Origin of the sequence: Aeromonas lacus, from assembly GCF_000764665.1 — a bacterium.
Classification (GTDB): domain Bacteria; phylum Pseudomonadota; class Gammaproteobacteria; order Enterobacterales; family Aeromonadaceae; genus Aeromonas; species Aeromonas lacus.
The window spans coordinates 1-19,108 of record NZ_JRGM01000140.1; the positions used below are offsets into that span (position 1 = coordinate 1).

General features: G+C 57.4%; 16 protein-coding genes, 1 other RNA gene, 1 pseudogene and 1 riboswitch. Of the genes and pseudogenes, 8 read left to right on the forward strand and 10 right to left on the reverse strand.

The annotated features are described in order from the left end of the window. From LG31_RS21660 to smpB, 4 genes and pseudogenes are all read right to left on the reverse strand, one after another. Window positions 1-250: pseudogene (locus LG31_RS21660) on the reverse strand (hypothetical protein); the annotation flags it as partial. Window positions 251-303: 53 nt separating this feature from the next. Continuing rightward, entirely contained in the window at window positions 304-1,554 is a 1,251-nt protein-coding gene (locus tag LG31_RS0113465; RefSeq protein ID WP_033114974.1) for an integrase domain-containing protein, read from the reverse strand. Window positions 1,555-1,731: 177 nt separating this feature from the next. Further along, window positions 1,732-2,091: a transfer-messenger RNA gene (ssrA, locus tag LG31_RS20505) on the reverse strand. A gap of 162 nt (window positions 2,092-2,253) precedes the next feature. Continuing rightward, window positions 2,254-2,742 carry an SsrA-binding protein SmpB gene (smpB, locus tag LG31_RS0113470; RefSeq protein ID WP_005344095.1) on the reverse strand — a complete coding sequence of 163 codons (489 nt, stop codon included), beginning with the start codon at window positions 2,740-2,742 and terminating at the stop codon, window positions 2,254-2,256. Between the two features lie 169 nt (window positions 2,743-2,911). Between smpB and LG31_RS0113475 the strand changes: the two genes are divergently transcribed. Then, the gene (locus LG31_RS0113475; protein ID WP_005344096.1) at window positions 2,912-3,346 is read left to right on the forward strand and encodes an SRPBCC family protein; all 435 of its coding nucleotides are present in this window, start codon (window positions 2,912-2,914) and stop codon (window positions 3,344-3,346) included. Then, complete coding sequence (locus LG31_RS0113480; RefSeq protein WP_033114975.1) at window positions 3,339-3,701, forward strand: RnfH family protein; 363 nt, start codon at window positions 3,339-3,341, stop codon at window positions 3,699-3,701. Before LG31_RS0113475 ends, LG31_RS0113480 begins: the two co-directional genes overlap by 8 nt. 97 nt (window positions 3,702-3,798) lie before the next feature. Here the strand turns inward: LG31_RS0113480 and LG31_RS0113485 are convergent, their stop codons facing one another. Then, window positions 3,799-5,073 carry an amidohydrolase gene (locus LG31_RS0113485; protein WP_033114976.1) on the reverse strand — a complete coding sequence of 425 codons (1,275 nt, stop codon included), beginning with the start codon at window positions 5,071-5,073 and terminating at the stop codon, window positions 3,799-3,801. Between the two features lie 156 nt (window positions 5,074-5,229). After that, window positions 5,230-7,686, reverse strand: coding sequence for an acyl-CoA dehydrogenase FadE (fadE, locus tag LG31_RS0113490; protein WP_033114977.1), 2,457 nt, complete (start codon window positions 7,684-7,686; stop codon window positions 5,230-5,232). Between the two features lie 255 nt (window positions 7,687-7,941). Between fadE and lpcA the strand changes: the two genes are divergently transcribed. The 3 genes from lpcA (at window position 7,942) to LG31_RS0113505 (ending at window position 10,080) form a co-directional block, all read left to right on the forward strand. Further along, window positions 7,942-8,520 (forward strand): D-sedoheptulose 7-phosphate isomerase, encoded by a 579-nt coding sequence (gene lpcA / locus LG31_RS0113495; protein WP_033114978.1) that lies wholly within the window; start codon window positions 7,942-7,944, stop codon window positions 8,518-8,520. Between the two features lie 135 nt (window positions 8,521-8,655). Next, entirely contained in the window at window positions 8,656-9,447 is a 792-nt protein-coding gene (locus LG31_RS0113500) for a class II glutamine amidotransferase (protein ID WP_033114979.1), read from the forward strand. A 297-nt stretch (window positions 9,448-9,744) separates the two neighbouring features. Then, on the forward strand, window positions 9,745-10,080 hold the full coding sequence (locus LG31_RS0113505; protein ID WP_033114980.1) for an Hpt domain-containing protein: 336 nt from the start codon (window positions 9,745-9,747) through the stop codon (window positions 10,078-10,080). Window positions 10,081-10,110: 30 nt separating this feature from the next. On the opposite strand, the gene LG31_RS0113510 is transcribed toward LG31_RS0113505, so the two are convergent. After that, entirely contained in the window at window positions 10,111-11,025 is a 915-nt protein-coding gene (locus LG31_RS0113510) for a gluconeogenesis factor YvcK family protein (protein ID WP_033114981.1), read from the reverse strand. Window positions 11,026-11,141: 116 nt separating this feature from the next. On the opposite strand from LG31_RS0113510, the gene LG31_RS0113515 reads away from it, so the two are divergent. Both LG31_RS0113515 and LG31_RS0113520 read left to right on the forward strand, forming a co-directional pair. Continuing rightward, a complete protein-coding gene (locus tag LG31_RS0113515; protein WP_033114982.1) occupies window positions 11,142-12,326 on the forward strand; it encodes an FIST signal transduction protein in 1,185 nt (394 codons plus the stop codon). A 15-nt stretch (window positions 12,327-12,341) separates the two neighbouring features. Beyond that, window positions 12,342-14,438: a PAS domain-containing hybrid sensor histidine kinase/response regulator gene (locus LG31_RS0113520; protein WP_033114983.1), complete on the forward strand. Its 2,097-nt coding sequence runs from the start codon at window positions 12,342-12,344 to the stop codon at window positions 14,436-14,438. Between the two features lie 248 nt (window positions 14,439-14,686). Here LG31_RS0113520 and LG31_RS0113525 read toward each other — a convergent pair whose 3' ends face one another. The 3 genes from LG31_RS0113525 to narQ form a co-directional block, all read right to left on the reverse strand. After that, window positions 14,687-15,262 (reverse strand): LON peptidase substrate-binding domain-containing protein, encoded by a 576-nt coding sequence (locus LG31_RS0113525; RefSeq protein WP_033114984.1) that lies wholly within the window; start codon window positions 15,260-15,262, stop codon window positions 14,687-14,689. A 103-nt stretch (window positions 15,263-15,365) separates the two neighbouring features. Then, a complete protein-coding gene (gene narL / locus LG31_RS0113530) occupies window positions 15,366-16,004 on the reverse strand; it encodes a two-component system response regulator NarL (RefSeq protein WP_033114985.1) in 639 nt (212 codons plus the stop codon). Then, the gene (gene narQ / locus LG31_RS0113535; RefSeq protein WP_033114986.1) at window positions 16,004-17,716 is read right to left on the reverse strand and encodes a nitrate/nitrite two-component system sensor histidine kinase NarQ; all 1,713 of its coding nucleotides are present in this window, start codon (window positions 17,714-17,716) and stop codon (window positions 16,004-16,006) included. Before narQ ends, narL begins: the two co-directional genes overlap by 1 nt. Before the next feature lie 84 nt (window positions 17,717-17,800). After that, window positions 17,801-17,941: riboswitch (molybdenum cofactor riboswitch) on the forward strand. Here narQ and moaA point away from each other — a divergent pair. Further along, complete coding sequence (gene moaA / locus LG31_RS0113540; RefSeq protein WP_033115041.1) at window positions 17,929-18,924, forward strand: GTP 3',8-cyclase MoaA; 996 nt, start codon at window positions 17,929-17,931, stop codon at window positions 18,922-18,924. Its footprint overlaps the riboswitch before it by 13 nt. The last annotated feature ends 184 nt before the right edge of the window (window positions 18,925-19,108 follow it).

Here is a 19,108-nt window from a genome sequence, read left to right on the forward strand (position 1 = left end):
GTATGGTCTCATCCACTATTATTTCAGTGACGAATTTGTTACCAACATCATCATTTATAATGACTGAGTCCTCATACTTACTATAGTAGAACTCAGAGTCGGTAAAGTCCGCATAAAATCTGATGGCACCAATATATGCCCAATGATAAATGTCTTCAAGCTCACAATCCAATAAACGAGCAGCTCGTACAGGTGTGCAATACTCGAGAGGGATGAGAGATGGTTTTCCTTGCTGCAGCTTATCAACCATGCTAATACCTCTTTACTTTTCCTTTTATATCGAAGGTCGCCTTGATTTTGTATTTACTCATTCACGGCTTGACGGATTTGAAAGCCAATAGCTAGAGATAAATTGCCTTGGCTGGCCTGCTCAATATGGTTACTCCACCAATTCATCATGATTACCCGCTGTTCAAAATAGTCTGTTCGGTTGTAGGCTCGGCGGATTTCGTTCTCATCACTATGGGAAAGTGCTGCTTCAATAGCGTCTGGGTTGAACCCTTGTTCGTTCAGGGTCGTGCTACCAAGGGAACGTAAGCCATGGGCGACTAGTCGGCCGCCATATCCCAATCTCTTCAGAGCTGCATTCGCACTTTGATTGTTGATATGTCCTAACGGATCGCGATATCCAGGGAAGACATAGGGACGGTGCCCGCTAATGGGTTTCATGCGTTCTAGAAGGGAAAGTGCTTGCGAAGTTAGTGGCACCCGATGAGGGCGATCCATCTTCATTCTATCTGCAGGAATGTTCCAGACTCTGCCTTCAAAGTCGATCTCAGCCCATCGTGTACCAGCTGATTCTCCAGGGCGAACTAAGGTATGAAGACTCCATTCAATTTGGCAACGAGTTGTATGATCGAGCCGTCCATTGGCGATATCGGCCATCAGCATGGGTAATTCTGTCGGCTTTAGGGTCGGCATGTGCTTCTTGCTTGGCTTTTTGAACACCTTGCGAATTGCTGCACAGGGGTTGGCATCGAGTAAACCATGGTTAACGCTGTAGTCGAGGATTTCGTTAATCCGTTGGCACAGTCTCCGCACCGTCTCATGCTTACCGTCTGCTTCTATGGGGCGAAGCATCTCAATTACTTTAGGCGCCCGGATCTGGTTGACTGGCATAGAACCAATGAATGGCAGCACATACAGCTCAAGAGATCGCCATGAGTCATCAGCATAGGCTTCCGATACGTCATGGCGCTTCAACTCAAGCCACATGGCTGCCATACGTTCGAACGTGTTCGCGTTAGCTTCTTGTTCTGCCTGAACAAACGCAATTTGCTCTTCTTTATGACGTTTGGGGTCAATTGCTTGAGCCAATAGAGCACGAGCCTCTCGCCGCCGTTCCCGAGCTGCGGCAAGAGTAACATCAGGGTAGGGGCCAAAACTGATATTGGCGCGTTTCTTGTCGCTCGGCCTGTAGTAGTTGAACACCCATAGCCTCGCACCATTCGGCTTAACCCTTAAGTAAAGCCCGTCACCGTCCCCCAAGCTGTATTCCTTGGCTTCAGGCTTTGCGGTTCTCAGCTTTGAGTCGGTCAGCTTGTCTTTACTCACGGCACATCCCTCAGTAGTAACACCAAAATCGGTGTTACATAACCAATGTGACCGTAGATGTTACTCTTATGGCTGGATTTAGGCGACTAGCTCGGACTAACACGGACAACAAAAAACCCGCAAAGCCTTACGCTCTGCGGGTTTCTGTACTTCTTCGTTCCCAGCCGGAACATTGTTTGGTGGAGCTGGGGGGATTTGAACCCCCGTCCAAAATTACTACATCCTTGGCACTACATGCTTAGTCACTCTTTACATTCGCCAACCCGCTGCGGAGAGACACGCCACGAATTGACTAGCTCGATTGGTTTTAATGCTTCCGCCCCGAGCAGGACTTCCACACGATCCTGTGAAGGATGACCTTCCGATTCCCTAGGACACAGGCAAGCTAGGGTAGAAGGGCTCAGCGCAGGTTATTAAGCTGCGAGTGCGTAGTTTTCGTCGTTTGCGACTATTTTTTTGCGGTTTATTAACGAGGCCTACCGCACCTCGGCATGCACCTTGGGTTTCGTGAATCTTGTCGAATCCAGAATCAGCCCCAAGTTGTTAAGAGCGATTGTACGCAAAAATGCTGGTATGGCAAGGCGTTGATGGTTATTCCCGCCAGCTGGTGGTCTGTTTGCCGATTTATTGTGCGCAGTGGCCGGGGGAGGGGAACCGGAAGCGAGGTGTCCGGACGGGAATCGTCCGGACATCAGAGGGTTAGCCGCGGTACTTGTTCTTCATGATGCGGGCTTTTTCCCGATCCCACTCACGGGCCTTGGTATCTTCGCGTTTGTCATGCTCTTTCTTGCCCTTCACCAGACCGATCTCGACCTTGACCCAGCACTGTTTCCAGTAGAGGGCGAGAGGGACGACGGTATAGCCCTGACGGGCAATCAGGCTTTCGAGTTTGTCGAGTTCACGACGGCTCAGCAGCAGTTTGCGGGTACGGGTCGGGTCACACACCACATGGCTGGAGGCCGCTTGCAGTGGCAGGAAGCTGGAGCCGAACAGGTAGGCTTCGCCATCGCGGAAGATGACATAGGCTTCGCTGATGTTGGCCTTGCCCGCCCGCAGGGATTTGACTTCCCACCCTTGCAGGGACAGACCCGCTTCGATCTTCTCTTCGATGAAGTATTCGTGGCGCGCGGTTCTGTTGAGTGCAATGGTGCTGGACCCGGCTTTGTTTTTACTGTTTTTTTTGCTCATGACGGGCGATTTCCGGCAATGACTAGGAGGCTCGTATTATACGTAGGCGGGGGCGGCTGTAAAACGCGCGACGGGTCAAGTGGCCGCTTTCTGAGCAGTTTGGTCGAGGTTTTACCTCCAAAAGCGCCAACATGGTGATAAAATCGCGGCGATTGGATGAGGAAAAGCCATGCCCCGTATTACTCGCAGTGCCCTGGTGATGTTCAGTGCCGAACAGATGTTCAAGTTGGTCAACGATGTGAATGCCTATCCGCAGTTTCTGCCCGGCTGTGTTGGCAGCCGTGTTCATGAGGCGGGTGACGATTACATGATGGCGTCGGTCGATGTGGCCAAGGCGGGCATCGCCAAAACCTTTACTACCCGCAACCAGCTGGATGTGAACCGCCAGATCAGGATGGAGCTGGTGGATGGCCCCTTCAGCAAGCTGGCTGGCTGGTGGACCTTTACTCCCCTCGACGTGGATGCCTGCAAGGTGGAGTTTGACCTCGATTTCGAATTTACCTCCAAGCTCATCGAGGTGGCCTTTGGCCAGGTGTTCCGCGATCTGGTGAGCTCCATGGTCTCCGCATTCTCCAACCGGGCCAAGGTGGTGTACGGTGCCTGATCAGCTCAATATCGAAGTGGTCTATGCCCTGCCGCAGCGTCAGACGGTGATTGCGCTGCGGGTATCTCCCGAGACCTGTGTACAGGCCGCCATCGAGCAGTCCGGTATCGTGCAGAAACACCCCGAGATCGACTTGTCGGTCAACAAATTCGGCATCTACAGCCGTCCGGTCAAAGGGAGCGAGTTGCTGCAGGATGGCGATCGTATCGAGATCTATCGCCCGCTCATCGCCGATCCGCGCGAGATGCGCAAGAAGCGCGCCGAGAAGGCCAAGGAGGAGGGGCGTGCCGATGCTGTGACCGGTGGTCGTCCCAATACCAACCGCAAGCGCGGTGATGGCCAACCGACGGAGTGACATTGCGCCGCAGCAAGCGGTTAGCAAATAAAAAGGCGCCAATAGGCGCCTTTCTTGATCCTGTTTGCTCAGGTTCCCGAGCTGATAGCCACCGGGTTTATCCCTTGATAAGGGAGGAATTACCCAGTCTGGCGTGGGTCCACGCCGCCAGCAGATCGACCCCGCTCTGCATTACCCGCTCGTCGAAATCGAAGGCGTTGTGGTGGTGTGGTGCTGCCAGATCGGCGCCAAGGATCAGGTAAGCCGCTTCGCCCCCCTGCTTTTGCACCCGCTCCATCAGGAAACCGGCATCTTCGCTCGCGCCAAAGCGGCGAGTCTGGATGGTGGCGAGCCCCTGCTTGCGAGCCAGCGCCGTCAGTTCGGCCTGCAGCGCCGGGCTGTTGTCGAGGGCAATGGCCTCACCCTGCTTGATGATGCGGTAGGTGACTCCGTGGGCGAGGGCGGTGCCTTCGACGATGCGTTGCACCTGGCTGAACATGTAGTCGTTGAGCGCGCTGTCGGCACCGCGGGTTTCACCGTGCAGCTCGGCATGGTCGGGGATGACGTTGCGTCCGCTGCCGGCGTGGAGCTGGCCGATGTTGATACGGGTCATGCCGTCGCGGTGGCGGGGAATGCCGAGCATGGCGGTGGTGGCCATGCAGGCTGCGGCCAGCGCATTGCTGCCAGCATTGGGCTCGAGCCCGGCATGGGCGGCAGTGCCCATGAAGTGGACGTCGAACTTGGTGGAGCAGAGGAACTCGGTGGGGTTGATCACCAGCTCGCCGCTGCCGGCGTGAATGCCGATATGGAGCGAAAGCAGGGCATCCACGTCATCGAGTGCCCCGCCGGCGGCCAGCGCCTTGCCACCGCGACACCCCTCTTCAGCGGGTTGGAAGAAGAGCTTGATGCGCCCGCACAGCTGCTCTTTCATCGCCATCAGGCGGCTGGCCAGCCCCAGACCGATGGCGGTGTGGCCATCGTGGGCGCATGCGTGCATCCACCCCTTGTTGTGGGAGGCAAAGCCCTCCTGCTGCGGCAGGTGCTGCTCGGCGGCAGACTCCTCCACCTCCACCGCGTCGATATCGAAGCGAAAGGCCAGGGTCGGGCCGGGGCGGCCGGTATCCAGCTCTCCCATCAGCCCGGTCACGTCGCCAATGCGCTCCAGCCAGTCGGGGTGGGCCCCCTGACGGCGGGCGCGAGCCTTCTCGGCGGCCACATCCACATCACGCCCCATCATCAGATTGCTGGCCAGCAGCTTGTCGCCAAGCACGATGTGATAGCCGAGTTCATTCAGATGGTGGGCTATCAGGCTGGTGGTACGAAACTCTTTCCAGGCCGCTTCCGGCAGGCGGTGCAGGTCGCGGCGCCACTGGATCAGGTGCTCAAGGGTCATCCTGGCTTCCTTTGTGATTCGGTTTGCCGGCTATTGTGCACTGTTTTACGGGCGAGGACACGGGGAAGGGCGCTGGTCGGGGGAGCTGGCCAAGCTGTTGCAGGCATGAAATAAAAAACGCCTCCACAAGGGAGGCGTTGTCAGATTGTCTTGATATCAGGCGGCGCGATGGTAAGCGGAAGCTTCAAATAGCTTCTTGTTGGCCACCAGATCGATGGGGTCAAAGTCATCGACGTTGATGGTACGCAGGCGACTCACTTCGGCGCGGCGCAGTAGCTCCGCTTCACTTTGGGTCAGTACGCCAGCCGCGAGGCCGATGTCGGCTACCTTGTCCAGCGCCAGGAAGGGGCGCTTGACGCCGTCAGCCTTGCACACCTTGTCAAACAGCGGCTCGGCAGCCAGCACATCATCGAGCGCCTGCTCCAGCAGACCGAAGGGGTTGCCCTCTTCGCGGGTCAGGTACTGGCCCTTGGCCAGGCGGCTGCGGGTCTCGCTCGGGGTTTGCAGCAGGCGGGCAACCTGGTTGTCCAGCTTGTCGCTCGGACGCTTCATGTCGCGACCCAGCGGCAGCACCACAGCGCGCAGGGCAAGACCAATCCAGCGGTTCGGGAAGTTGCGCAGTAGCTCGTCGATCGCCTCTTGTGCCTTGAACATGGCATCTTGCAGTGCCCAGTGCAGCAGCGGCAGGTCGGCATGCTGGCGTCCCTCATCCTGATAGCGCTTGAGGGCGCTGGAGGCCAGATAGAGCTGGCTCAGCACATCGCCGAGACGGGCGGAGACCCGCTCCTTGCGCTTGAGCTCGCCACCCAGGGTGCCCATCGCCATGTCTGACAGGAACGCCAGGTTGGCAGAGAGGCGGGAGAGCTGCTGGTAGTAGCCTTTGGTCTGGTCGCCATAAGGTGCCGCGGCAAAGCGGGCGCCGGTCACACCGAGCCAGAAGCTGCGTACCAGGTTGCTGATGGCAAAACCGACGTGGCTGAATACCGCCTTGTCGAAGTCCTTCAGCGCCTGTTCCTTGTCGGGATGGCTGGCAGCCAGCATTTCCGGCAGTACATACGGGTGGCAACGGATGGCGCCCTGACCGTAGATGATCATGCTGCGGGTCAGAATGTTGGCCCCTTCCACCGTAACTGCAATAGGGGCACCCTGATAGCCACGAGCCAGATAGTTGTTGGGGCCCATGCAGATGGCTTTGCCACCGTGGATGTCCATGGCATCGATGATGCACTTCTGGGCGCGGTCGGTGAGGTGGTATTTGACGATGGCGGAGATGACCGACGGCTTCTCGCCAAGGTCGATACCGGTTACGGTCAGATTGGCTGCGGCACCCATGATGTAGGCGTTGCCGCCGATGCGGGCCAGCGGCTCTTCAATCCCTTCCATCTTGCCGATGGGCAGCTTGAACTGGCGACGGATGCGGCTATAGGCGCCGCTCGCCAGGGCCAGCATCTTGACGCCACCGGTGCTGTTGGAGGGCAGGGTGATACCGCGACCGACCGACAGACACTCGACCAGCATACGCCAGCCCTGACCGGCCATGGCCGGGCCGCCGATGATGAAGTCGAGCGGGACGAACACATCCTTGCCCTGAGTCGGACCGTTCTGGAACGGCACGTTGAGCGGGAAGTGGCGACGGCCGATGCCGACACCCTTGATGTGAGTGGGAATGAGGGCACAGGTGATGCCGAGCTCTTCCTCGTCACCCAGCAGGTGCTCGGGGTCACGCAGTTTGAAGGCGAGGCCCAGCACGGTCGCGATGGGGGCCAGGGTGATATAGCGTTTGTTCCAGGTGAGGCGCATACCGAGCACCTCTTTGCCTTCCCACTCGCCCTTGCAGACGATACCGAAGTCGGGGATGGAGCCGGCGTCAGAACCCGCTTCCGGGCTGGTCAGGGCGAAGCAGGGGATCTCCTTGCCCACCGCAAGGCGGGGCAGGTAGTAATCCTTCTGCTCGTCAGTGCCATAGTGCTGCAGCAGTTCGCCCGGGCCCAGCGAGTTGGGCACGCCGACGGTGGAGGCGAGCACGGCGCTGGCGCCGCACAGCTTTTGCAGTACGCAAGACTGGGCGTAGGCAGAGAATTCGAGGCCGCCATATTTCTTCTTGATGATCATGGCGAAGAACTTGTTGTCCTTCAGGTATTGCCATACCTCGGGGGAGAGATCCGCGCGCTCGTGGGTCACTTCCCAGTCGCTCACCATGCGGCACACTTCCTCGACCGGACCATCCATAAAGGCCTGCTCTTCAGCAGAGAGGGTCGCGATCGGAATGGCGTGCAGTTTTTTCCAGTTCGGGTTGCCCGCGAACAGATCGGCTTCCCACCAGGTGGTGCCCGCTTCAATCGCCTCTTTCTCGGTGCGAGACATCTCCGGCATGATTGATTTGTAGAGTTTGAACAGCGGCTTGGTTATCTGGGTGCGGCGAAATTCCACCAGGTTGAGCGGGATGGCGATCACCGCAAACAGCGCCCAGACCAGCAAGGGCACATGACCATAGATAGCACCAAGCACCAGCGCCGCGCCGGTGACCAGGGTGGAGATGAACAGGGATGTCCGGCGGTAGGCCAGGGCTCCGATAACCAGGATCACCCCGAGCAGAGTGAGGGTCGTCGTCATTGCTTGCTCCTTGCGTGAAAGATTGCCAACGTGGCGTCACTGATCCAGAGGTCAGACCTGTTGGATATGGCCCCTGTTGTAATTCATACGCACAAAGTTATCAAGCTGTTTACATCTTCATTACCTTGCGACTGTGATCCCCGTAACGCTCGTGGTAACAGGGCTGTGTTGCAGGGGGAGGGGGCGACTCCGGGATTGGCTTGTGCGAGAATAGCGATGACTTACACGCACACTAAAAACAGTGGAAGAGACATCATGTACCAAGAATTGATCCGCAACGAACTGACTGAAGCTGCCAGCGTGCTGCAGGCTTTCCTGGCTGACGAGCAGAACCTGAAAAACATCGAAGCAGCTGCCAAGCTGCTGGCCGACTCCTTCAAGGAGGAGGGCAAGGTGCTCTCCTGTGGCAACGGCGGCTCCCACTGCGATGCCATGCATTTTGCCGAAGAGCTGACCGGTCGCTATCGCGAGAACCGCCCGGGTTACGCCGGTATCGCCATCTCCGATCCGAGCCACCTCTCCTGTGTCTCCAACGATTTTGGCTATGACTACGTCTTCTCCCGTTATGTGGAAGCGGTCGGCCGTCGTGGCGACGTGCTGCTCGGTATCTCCACCAGCGGCAACTCCGGCAATATCATCAAGGCCATCGAAGCCGCCCGCGCCAAGGGGATGAAAGTGATCGCCCTGACCGGCAAGGATGGCGGCAAGATGGCGGGTCTGGCCGACATCGAGATCCGGGTGCCGCACTTTGGCTATGCCGATCGCATTCAGGAAGTGCACATCAAGGTGATCCACATCCTGATCCAGCTGGTCGAAAAAGAGATGGCCAAGTAATCGGCAACTCGCCGAGACAAGGGCAGGAAAGAGTGTCTGCTATGTGCTCCTACCTGCTCTTCTAATCCGGTTTTTGCTGGCCAGCCCGAGAGCTAAGCCAGTTGTTATGTAGTCAAGGAAGGGGGGCATCCGGATATGTGCGAACTGCTCGGCATGAGTGCCAATGTGCCGACCGATATCTGTTTCAGTTTTACCGGCCTGATGCTGCGTGGCGGCAAGACCGGCCCCCACAAGGATGGCTGGGGCATTACCTTTTACGAAGGGAAGGGCTTTCGCACCTTCAAAGATCCCGAACCCAGCGCCCAGTCACCCATCGCCAGACTGGTACAAGCGCTGCCCATCAAGAGCTGCGCCGTCGTCAGCCATATCCGGCAGGCCAACCGTGGCTGCGTCTCGCTGGAAAACACCCACCCATTTACCCGCGAACTGTGGGGCCGTTACTGGACTTTTGCCCACAATGGCCAGCTCACCGGCTACAAGAAGTTGCCGACCGGGCGACATCGTCCGGTGGGAGATACCGACAGCGAACACGCCTTTTGCTGGCTGCTCGACCGGTTGGAGCAGAAGTATCCCAAGCGTCCCGCCAACTTTCCCGCCATGTTTCGCTATATGGCCACCTTGTGTGATGAGCTCAGAGGGCTTGGGGTATTCAACATGCTGCTCTCGGACGGGGAGTATGTGATGACCTACTGCAGCAACAACCTGCACTGGCTGACTCGTTGCGCCCCGTTTGGCGAGGCGAGTTTGCTGGATGAAGAGGTGGTGATCGATTTCCAGAGCGAAACCACGCCCAACGATGTGGTGACGCTGGTCACGACGCGGCCGCTGACAGGCAATGAAAACTGGATCAAGATGGCCCCCGGCGAATTCAATCTGTTCCGGCTTGGGGAGCGGGTGGCGACTAACCAAATCAGCGTCGCACCATAAAAAAATACCAGGGTAGAAAACTACCCTGGTTCTTCGCAGCAGCCATAAAGGCAAAAAGGGATGAGAGGTGTTGCTGAGCAATATCACTCTGACAAAGCAGATTGTTATTTTACTGTTAATCAAAGGCAATTGGTTTGTATCTTTTTCCATTTACACAACCTCGATAGTGCGAGCCATTTCACGTTTTTCACCTTAGAACTCACTTCATCATCAGGGGAATAATGGCTATGGAAGCGATCTTGTTGATGGAATTATCTATAGTATGGTCTGTTTGAATACCTTTCTGGGGAGGCACACATGGAGTGGGTAGATCGCAAGGTATTGCAGCAGTTGGCCGATGACATTGGTCAGGAGATGTTGCCGGTGGTGATCTCTGTCTTTATCGAAGAGGTGGGTGAGCAGATGGGTCAGCTCAGGCCACTCTATGAGCAGGGCGATTGGGCACAACTGGCCAGAGTGGCCCACAGCATGAAATCATCCTGTGGCAGCTACGGCGCCATGCCCAGCTACCAGCAGGTGATGGCGCTGGAGATGGCCTGCAAGCAGGCCGATGCCGGTGAAGCGGGGCGTCAATTACAAGAGTTGGAGCACTCCCTGCCCCAGGTTCTCTCTTTTCTCGCCACCTATCAGTGAAGGCTCTTTGGTTCGGCGCATGCTGTTTGGTCAGCGTGCGTTGAGCAGATGCTGGATCACTCTGTCCAGTGCGAGCTTCAGCTTCAATCGATCGTGGCGGTGAGGCAGCTCGCTCTCCCCCAGCTCAGCCTCGATCAGTTTTCCTTGCCACTCTCCTGCTCCTCCGGCTTCGCTGGGGGCGAGGATGGCGTCAATCCGTCCCTGACCGATCCTTGATTCCAGCCAGCGACACTGGCTCTTCAGAGCAAGCTGGCCAGCTGGCCCTTTCTCCGCTACCAGATTGCAGATAAAGACCACCATGGCGTTGCTCTCGTTGATGGCTTGGGCGATCTCGGCCAGCAGCAAGGGGGGCATGATGGAGGTGAGAAAACTGCCCGGCCCGAGGATGATCATATCAGCCTGTTGCAGCGCCTGTACTGCCTCTTTGGTGGCCTGCACTTCGGGCATCAGGCCAAGGGAGAGCGGTGGGGAGGCGAGCTGGTCGATCGAGACCTCTCCCAGGATCCGGGTGCCGCACTCCATGTTGGCGCAAAGATCAGTCGGAAATTCAGACATGGGTAGCAATTGTGACTCGATTTTGAGCATGTCGCTAATGAGCTTGATAGCATCAAGAGGACGGACGCAGAGGTTATCAAGTGCCAGCAGCATCAGGTTGCCGAGGTTGTGTCCCGCCAGTTCACCCCGGCCGGCGAAGCGATATTCAAACAGCATGCTGCCGATGCTGGGATCGGTCACCAGCTGATTGAGGCAGTTGCGAAGATCGCCCCAGGCGATGCAATCCTGACTCTTGCGCAGGCGTCCGGTGGAGCCACCATCATCTGTTGTGGTGACTATGCCGGTCAGGCGTTGACCCAAGAACGAGAGGGATGAGAGCACTCGTCCCATACCGTGGCCACCACCGATGGCAACGACCCGCTCGAAGTCATTGATGTTTTTCTGCCACATAAAGGCATCCTGTCATTGGTCTCAGTTGACCGCTATATTAGCAAGTGGGTCGAGGTAATTGTTTGATAAAGGTATGATTTTTGCTTGCGACTGGCATCTGTTAACACGACAAGGAGATGGTGTTGAAATTTCTGACCGTTCACTCCCTCGCTGAAAGTTCAGCGCTGGCGGCTCAAGAGATCTGTGCGCGGCTGCGCCACCATTCCATGCAGGCTCCCTCCCTGTTGCTGATCTATTTTACCGAGGCCCATGAGGGCGAGATAGTCTGTTCCGAGCTAAAACGCCAATTCCCGACCACCCGTTTGCTGGGGTGCAGCTCCTGCGGCGGGGTGATGACCGAGGTGGGCCATCATGCCAGACAGGGATATGGTCTCGCTGTAGCGGCGTTTTACGACGAGGCGGGAGCCTATGGCATCGCCGGCGCCAGCGGTAGTCAGGTCGATGTGAGGCAGTTGCTGCGTCGCGCCATGAGTGACTGTGGCCGACCCGGCGAGTTGCCCCAGCTTATCCTCTTTCATGCCAGTCCCGGCCAGGAAGAAGGTCTGCTGGCCGGCATTGAGGCAGAGTTGGGCGCATCCGTACCCGTGGTTGGCGGCTCTGCAGCAGACAACAGTGTCAGCGGCAATTGGCAACTCTGTTGGGACGAGTCGATGACCCGCGACGGCATCGTGCTGGCGGTGCTCTATCCCGACTGCCAGCTCGCGTTTCAGTTTCACTCCGGCTACGTCCCCGCCGAATGCAGCGGCGAGATCACCTCCTGCCATGGGCGGGAGGTGCTGACTATTGATCACCAGCCCGCCGCAGAGGTCTATGCCCGCTGGTGCGGGCGCCAGTCCCCCTGGCCTGTGGGCCCCATCTTGCGCGAAACCACGCTCAATCCACTGGCTCGTCAGGTGGGCTCCCTCGATGGCGTTCCCTATTACAAGCTCTCTCATCCGGAGGCGGTTACCGAGCAGGGGGGCTTGCGCCTCTTTACCGACGTGGCTCCGGGCGAACGGTTGCTCCTGATGTACAGCAGTCAGGAGGGATTGTTGCAACGTAGCCTCAATGCAATCCGGATCGAGCCGGGCTATGGTGTCGATGTTGAATTACAGCCTATCGGCGCGCTTATCATCTTTTGTGCTGGTTGCCGTTTGGCGCTTGGTGATATGTTGTGCGAGTTTGTCGAACAGAGCCGTGCTCGTCTCGGCAAGATCCCTTTTATCACTCCCTTTACGTTCGGCGAGCAGGGGCGGCTGCCCCACGGTGAGCTGGCTCACGGCAACCTGATGGTATCGAGCGTGATCTTCCTGACCCGTTAGAGAACAGGCAACAAGATGATTGGCAACAGCGAACTGGAAGCCCTGGGCGACAAACTGCAGACCACTCTGGTCGATCTGATGCGTTGTCGTGAGCGCGAGGCCAAATACCGGCATGAATCCCAGACCCTGCTGAGCGGGGTAGCGACACTGGCCGATGCCCAGACGCCGGAGCAGGTGCTGGAGAGCCTCATCCAGGTGCTCAAGCCTTTTATCGGATTTGAGCATGCGGATGTGGTGGCTTGGGAAGGAAAAGTAGGGGTCACCCACCTCACTACCGATCCTGTGGAGCAGGGACATAACTGGGCCATGACACCGGCATTTGGCCGGGCGATTGCGGGAGAGACGCTGGTGATCTACGACCCTTCCCAGTTGCCTGAGCTGGCGGATCTCGCTGCAGCGCCGGGATGGGCGAGCCTGATGCTCACCGGGCTGCAGGCTCCCGGATTCAGTGCTACCATCATCTGCCGTCACTCCCGTGCCGGCACGTTCGATCTCACCAGCAAGGCGGCGATGCAGCGCTGCCGCCCGCTCATCTCGCAGGCACTTGTCAACATCACCTACCGGGCTCGTTTGCAGGAGCAAGTTGCGGCCAAGACCGAGGCACTGCAGGCCAGCAAGCGCCGTTTTCGCAGTTTTGCCGCCATGGCGTCGGACTGGTTTTGGGAGACGGATGCCGAGCACAGACTCAGCTACGCCTCCGAGCCCGGCTATCTCGATGAGCAGATGCCGCTCTCTACCCGGCCGACTCTCTATGACTATGTTTGCAACAAGGGCAGCCGGGAAGCCAACGTCTACCTCGAACTGCTGGAACAGCGTCAGCCGGTTCGGGCAGTGCGAATGCAGGTCGCTCTGCAGGGTGGGCCTTGCTGGATGGAGGTGAGCGCCGAGCCGAGCTTCGATGAAGAGCGCAACTTTATCGGCTACCGCGGCACCGCGCGGGACATCAGCAGCCAGATCCGGCGTGAGGAGGAGCTGGCTCGGGCACGGGATGAAGCCGAAGCGGCCAACCGCGCCAAATCCCAGTTTCTGGCTATGATGACCCACGAGATCCGCTCTCCGATGAACGCTGTGCTGGGCATGCTCGATCTGTTGCAACATGCCGAGCTGGCACCGGATCAGCAGAGCCTGCTGCGTCACGCGACCCACTCGGCCAGATTGCTGCAAACCATTATCGACGATGTGCTCGACTTCTCGAAAATCGAATCCCAGACCCTGGTATTTCACTGCGAGACGATGCAGACAGAACGCCTCTGTCAGTCGCTTATCGAGCCGCTGCAGGCAAGGGCCGATGCCAAGGGGATCGAGTTGTGCTGTGAAGTAGACGATGGTGTGCCCGGGGAGTTGCAGGGAGACCCGATGCGGCTCTCCCAGGTGATCGGCAATCTGCTCGACAACGCCCTCAAATTTACCGATGAGGGGAGGGTGACGCTGCGGCTCGGCTGGCATGAGGAGAAATTGCGGGTTTCGGTGAGTGATACCGGGATCGGGATTGCCCCGGAGGATCAGTCCCAGCTTTTTGAACCCTTCTCGCAGGTCGATAACTCGGCCACCCGTCGCTTCTCGGGAACCGGCCTTGGCCTTGCCATCAGTAAGCGTCTGGTTTCTCTGATGGGCGGGGAGATCCGGCTGGAGAGTGAGCCTGGCAAGGGGAGTCGCTTCTGGTTTGAGCTCAGCAACATGGCGCTGCCCTGTCACTGCCAGCCTGCTCTGGAAGAGAGTGCTCCCGCCCTGCTGCCGCTCGATGTGCTGGTGGTGGAAGATAGCCCGGTCAATCAGCTGGTGGTGTCGCTGATGCTGCAAAAACTGGTGAGCCATGTCCGGTTGGCCGTCAATGGGCTGGATGCGCTGGCGCAAGTGGAGCAACAGCAGCCGGACCTGATCCTGATGGATATGCGAATGCCGCAGATGGATGGACTGGAGGCGACCAGACGGTTGCGGGAGATGGGTTACACCATGCCCATCGTCGCGTTGACGGCCAATGCAATGGCAGAGGACAAGGCGTGCTGTCTGGCTCAGGGGATGGATGATTTTCTCGCCAAGCCGATCACCTTGTCACGACTGCGTGACTGTCTGCAGCGTCACTTTGGTCAACGGTTGCCGACGCGCGGATAAAAAAAATGGTCAACTTTGTGGGTTGACCAGTTCTTCAGCAAATACTGAAGAGAGCACGGGATAAATCGGGTTGTACAAATCTATATGAAAAATCTGTGCCAACTTTTAAATGACTCTTTTATGTTCAATTTGGCCGTTTAGCGCAGCGGCTCTCTCTTGTTATGGCTTGTTGTGTTCCTACTCATTTGCAAAATGCGAAATTTCGATTTTCATTGTTGGAATAATTGCATTTTGCAAAGCTGCTTTTGTCATTGTGAAATCAGGCGATGCAGGAATTTGCGAGCCGCTTCGCTGTTCTGTTTGGCTATCAGCATCTGCTTTTCATAAATCGGCATCGGCAGGATTTCGAGCCAGCGCTGGCAGAGCCAGGCAGCATCTTCAAAGCGCTTCTCCGGGTAGAGTTCATCAAGTTCCGGATACTGCTCGAACACCTCGCGCAGGCGATTCACCAGCAATTTGTCGTGGAAATCGGAGTGGGTGCTGGGCCAGTTGGGCAGCGTTTCCACTTTGGCACGACGCAGTCCCAGCTCGTCGGTCTCCATCTCGTGGATGCAGAAGCGCTCCAGCCCCAGTACTGTGATCCCCAGCATCCCATCGTTCAGGGTGTAGAAGTCAGTCACCTTGACCCGGGTACCGACCGGCAGGATGCGACCTGCTTGTCCCGAGGTGGTCGACTCTTCCATCACGATGCCAAACCCCTGATCGTTGATGAATGACTCTTTGAGCATCTGCAGATGACGGGGCTCGAACAAACGCAGAGGCAGCTTGCCGCCCGGGAGTATGTGGGAAGGCAAGGGGAACAGGGCCAAAGGTTGCAGTTTCATGTTCCATCCTCCATTGAGTAGTTGCTGAATAGCTCAATGCAGCGACTGTGCCAGAGAATGAAAAAAGCCACCGGAGGGTGGCTTTTCGGGAGGTTGCGGGCGTTTAGTTGCGCTGCTCAAGATACATGACAGCCGCTTCCACGCGGCTCTGCGCCTCGAGTTTCTTCAGCAGGCTCTTCACGTGAACCTTGACCGTCCCCTCGGAGATATGGAGTACGGAAGCGACCTGTTTATTGGAGAGGCCTTTTGCAATTTCACGCAGGATTTGCATTTCGCGACGCGTTAAGCTCTCAAGCTTCTGCTGCAGGTGATCCAGCTCGTAGATATTCTCGAGGTAGGGGCGCAGCGGCTCGCTCAGGATCTGCTTGCCGGTCATCACGTCGGCCAGCTGGGCCAGCAGCAGATCCGGTTCGGTGTCCTTGAGCAGGTAGCCATCGGCACCGGCCTTGAGCAGGGCTACCACATCCTGGCGGGCATCGGAGACAGTCAGGATGACGACCCGGGAGGTGACCTCTTCGGCCCGCAGTGCCTTGAGGGTATCGAGACCGGAGAGCCCTTTCATATTGAGGTCGAGCAGGATCAGGTCCGGCTCGGACTCCTTGGCCAATGCCACGGCGTCAGTACCGTTGGAGGCTTCACCGATCACCTCCATGTTCTCTTCCAGAGCCAGTAACTGCACAATCCCTTTGCGCATCAGGGGATGGTCATCTACGACCAGAACACTGTATTTCATCTCGTCCATCAGGCGTCTCTCGCTAGACTGGTGGGAAAAGTCAGATGCACACGGGTGCCTTGTGGCTGCTGTTCGTTGATGGTCAACAGGCCGTGCAGTTTGTTGGCGCGTTCGTTCATGATACTCAAGCCGTAATGGTTAATCGCCGAGCTGGCGAGTCCAATACCGACACCGTCATCTGAAATCTGAACCTCGATGTTACCACTGGCGAGGGTCTCACAGCTAACATCAATCACTTGCGCATTGGCATGTTTGATGGCGTTGAGCACTGCCTCACGGATCAGTTGCAGAATATGGATGTGCTGGCCCGCTTCAAGATCCGAGTCGGCCAGACCGTAGTGGAACCGGATCTCGGCGTTGGTCTGGGGCTGCAGCTGATCGAGCATTACCCGGATCGCTTCACCCAGATTGGCATCACCTATGGTGAGGCGGAAGGTGCCGAGCAGCTCGCGCAGCTGGGTGTAGGCGTTGCTGAGCCCTTCGTCGATCTGCTGCATCGCCTCCTGTGCCTTATCCTGTTGCCCCTTGGCGTAGGAGCGTTTGAGCAGGGTGGACTGGATCTTGAGGTAGGAGAGTGCCTGTGCCAGCGAGTCGTGCAGCTCGCGGGCGATGACGGCCCGCTCCTCCATCAGCAGCAGCCGCTGGTGTTGCAGCAGGGTCTGATCCTTGTGCAGCACCTGGGCCAGCAGCATGGTGAAGTTTCTGATCAGCCGTTCGTCAATGGGGTGCTGGCTGATGATGTCGAGCCGGCCAAATTCCTGATCATCCATCTGCAGATAGAAACTGGCCACCGCATCGAGATCGCCTGGCCAGCCGGTACGCCCGGAGGTGTAGACCGGCATGGCGTTATTTTCGAAGCGGGTCAGTCGGATGTAATCGATATGCTGGTGGGCAGCCGCCCTGTCCAACAGCTTGATGAGGGTGCGGGTGCTGAGCGGTGCTGCGTGCAGTTTCTGGGCCGTGCTGTAGAGGAAGGAGAGGGTATCGTTGGCCTGTTGCAGCTTGGCTGTTTTCTCCTCCACCTTGTTCTCCAGCTCGCGATAGAGCTTGCCCAACTCGTCGGCCATGGTGACAAAGGCGCGCGACAGTTCCCCCAGCTCATTTTCACCGTGGCTGGGCAGCAGCAGATCGAAATCCTGGCGCTGGATCTGGCGAGCACAATAGACCAGCTGATTGAGCGGGGCGACCACCTGCTTGCGGGTAAAGCGCACGGTAAACCAGGCGATGAGGATGATGGCGAGCAGACCGAGCCCCTCAGCCAGTGCCAGCATCCGTACCTTGAACTCGACGTGGTACTGCATCTGATTGACGAAATCGTCGATGGCGGCCACAAACTTCTCGGTGTTGTCGGTGTAGCGTCTGGGGGTGCTGTTTTCGATGTGCTGACGCATTTCCTGCCACTGATCGAGCACTTCGCCATAGGTGCGGCGCAGGGAGGCGGGGGTGATCCAGCGCTGGGTTTCCTGCAGCTCAGCGGCGTGCAGGGTCTCTTCAAACTGGGAGAGGCGGCCCAGTACACTCTCGCCCCGCTCGATTTCGTAAGCCATCCGGTAAGCCTGCATCCGCAGCGAACCGGAGAGGTTGATCGCCTTGGCATCGGGTACCGAGTAGAAGAGGGTGACCATGGCAACTACTGCAATAAGGCTGGCCATGAAGAGGATCAATACCATGGCGCGCCCGATGGCGCTGCTGACTGAATGGACTCTGAATCTGTGTCCCATGCTCATGTTGATATTGACCTCTGAATTGTGACAAGGCGTCGTCAAGATGCGTGGGAGTGTACTCCAACTTGTGTTAGCATCGAAAAACTAGATGAACTCCGAGCGGTTCTGCCTAAGTCCTTGGGATAGGGGAGAACCAGCCGTCAGCCGATGTTCGAGCTGTAAGGGTCAGGAAAGAAATGCCCTGGCCTCCCGTATTTGGAAAGGTGTTTATGTTGCCTCTTGAAGATGGTTTTTCCCGTCGTTTTTACTATTTGCGTCTCTCGGTGACCGATGTGTGCAACTTCCGTTGCACCTACTGTCTGCCGGATGGCTATCGCCCTCCGGAAGGTCACAAGGGAGGACAAAAATCCTTTCTCTCGCTCGACGAGATCCGCCGCGTAGTGAATGGCTTTGCTGCCATGGGAACCCGCAAGGTGCGAATAACCGGTGGCGAGCCCTCCTTGCGTCGTGATTTCACCGAGATCGTCAATGTGATCGCGACCACGCCGGGCATCGAGAAAGTCGCCATGACCACCAACGGTTATCGCTTGAAAGAGCGGGCTCGCGAGTGGTTTGATGCCGGACTCAATGCGCTGAATGTCAGTGTCGACAGCCTGGACCCGCGCCAGTTTCACCAGATCACCGGTGAGAACAAGCTGGCGGAGGTGATGGAGGGGATCGAAGCGGCGCTCGCCGCCGGTTTCAAGTCGGTGAAGATCAACGCTGTGCTGCTCAAAGGGCTCAACGACTATCAGCTGGAGGCTTTCCTCGACTGGATCAAGCACAAGCCTATTGAGCTGCGCTTTATCGAACTGATGCAGACCGGCGAGATGGATACCCTGTTTCGCGATCACCATGTCAGCGGTGAGGGGATAAAGCAGCGTCTGCTTGAGAGCGGTTGGCTGCAGCAGCTGCGTGGCAAGGATGACGGCCCGGCGCAGGTATTCATGCATCCGGAATCGCAGGGCGGGGTGGGTCTCATCATGCCCTACAGCAAGGATTTTTGTGCCGGTTGCAACCGGTTGCGGGTCTCCTCGGCAGGAAAGTTGCACCTCTGTCTGTTTGGCGACAATGGGGTCGACCTGCGGGATCTGCTCAGCGCAGATGCGCAATCCGATGAGCTGCAACAGCGCATTCGTGTCGCACTGGCGGGCAAGAGTGCCACCCATCGCCTCCATGAGGGCAATGCCGGTATTACCCCCCATCTCGCCTCGATCGGCGGATAACTGCAAAAAATCGCCAACGATTAAATAGCAATCCTCATATGGAGGTATTTTAACCGGTACCTCCATTTTTATTGCGCTGCAAGGCTTTGATCTGGCGCAAGAATCCCCCCTGTTTATCTCCCTGGTGGTATATCCCTTCACTTGTCAGGGCCGCAATATACACCCACTCTTATAATTGGTATCG

Excerpts from the sequence above, each read along its gene's own strand:
- smpB (WP_005344095.1), bottom strand. The coding sequence starts at position 2,742 with ATGAGCAAAAAAAACAGTAAAAACAAAGCCGGGTCCAGCACCATTGCA.
- LG31_RS0113475 (WP_005344096.1), top strand. The coding sequence starts at position 2,912 with ATGCCCCGTATTACTCGCAGTGCCCTGGTGATGTTCAGTGCCGAACAG.
- LG31_RS0113485 (WP_033114976.1), bottom strand. The coding sequence starts at position 5,073 with ATGACCCTTGAGCACCTGATCCAGTGGCGCCGCGACCTGCACCGCCTG.
- fadE (WP_033114977.1), bottom strand. The coding sequence starts at position 7,686 with ATGACGACGACCCTCACTCTGCTCGGGGTGATCCTGGTTATCGGAGCC.
- lpcA (WP_033114978.1), top strand. The coding sequence starts at position 7,942 with ATGTACCAAGAATTGATCCGCAACGAACTGACTGAAGCTGCCAGCGTG.
- LG31_RS0113500 (WP_033114979.1), top strand. The coding sequence starts at position 8,656 with ATGTGCGAACTGCTCGGCATGAGTGCCAATGTGCCGACCGATATCTGT.
- LG31_RS0113505 (WP_033114980.1), top strand. The coding sequence starts at position 9,745 with ATGGAGTGGGTAGATCGCAAGGTATTGCAGCAGTTGGCCGATGACATT.
- LG31_RS0113510 (WP_033114981.1), bottom strand. The coding sequence starts at position 11,025 with ATGTGGCAGAAAAACATCAATGACTTCGAGCGGGTCGTTGCCATCGGT.
- LG31_RS0113515 (WP_033114982.1), top strand. The coding sequence starts at position 11,142 with ATGGTGTTGAAATTTCTGACCGTTCACTCCCTCGCTGAAAGTTCAGCG.
- LG31_RS0113520 (WP_033114983.1), top strand. The coding sequence starts at position 12,342 with ATGATTGGCAACAGCGAACTGGAAGCCCTGGGCGACAAACTGCAGACC.
- LG31_RS0113525 (WP_033114984.1), bottom strand. The coding sequence starts at position 15,262 with ATGAAACTGCAACCTTTGGCCCTGTTCCCCTTGCCTTCCCACATACTC.
- narL (WP_033114985.1), bottom strand. The coding sequence starts at position 16,004 with ATGGACGAGATGAAATACAGTGTTCTGGTCGTAGATGACCATCCCCTG.
- narQ (WP_033114986.1), bottom strand. The coding sequence starts at position 17,716 with ATGGGACACAGATTCAGAGTCCATTCAGTCAGCAGCGCCATCGGGCGC.
- moaA (WP_033115041.1), top strand. The coding sequence starts at position 17,929 with ATGTTGCCTCTTGAAGATGGTTTTTCCCGTCGTTTTTACTATTTGCGT.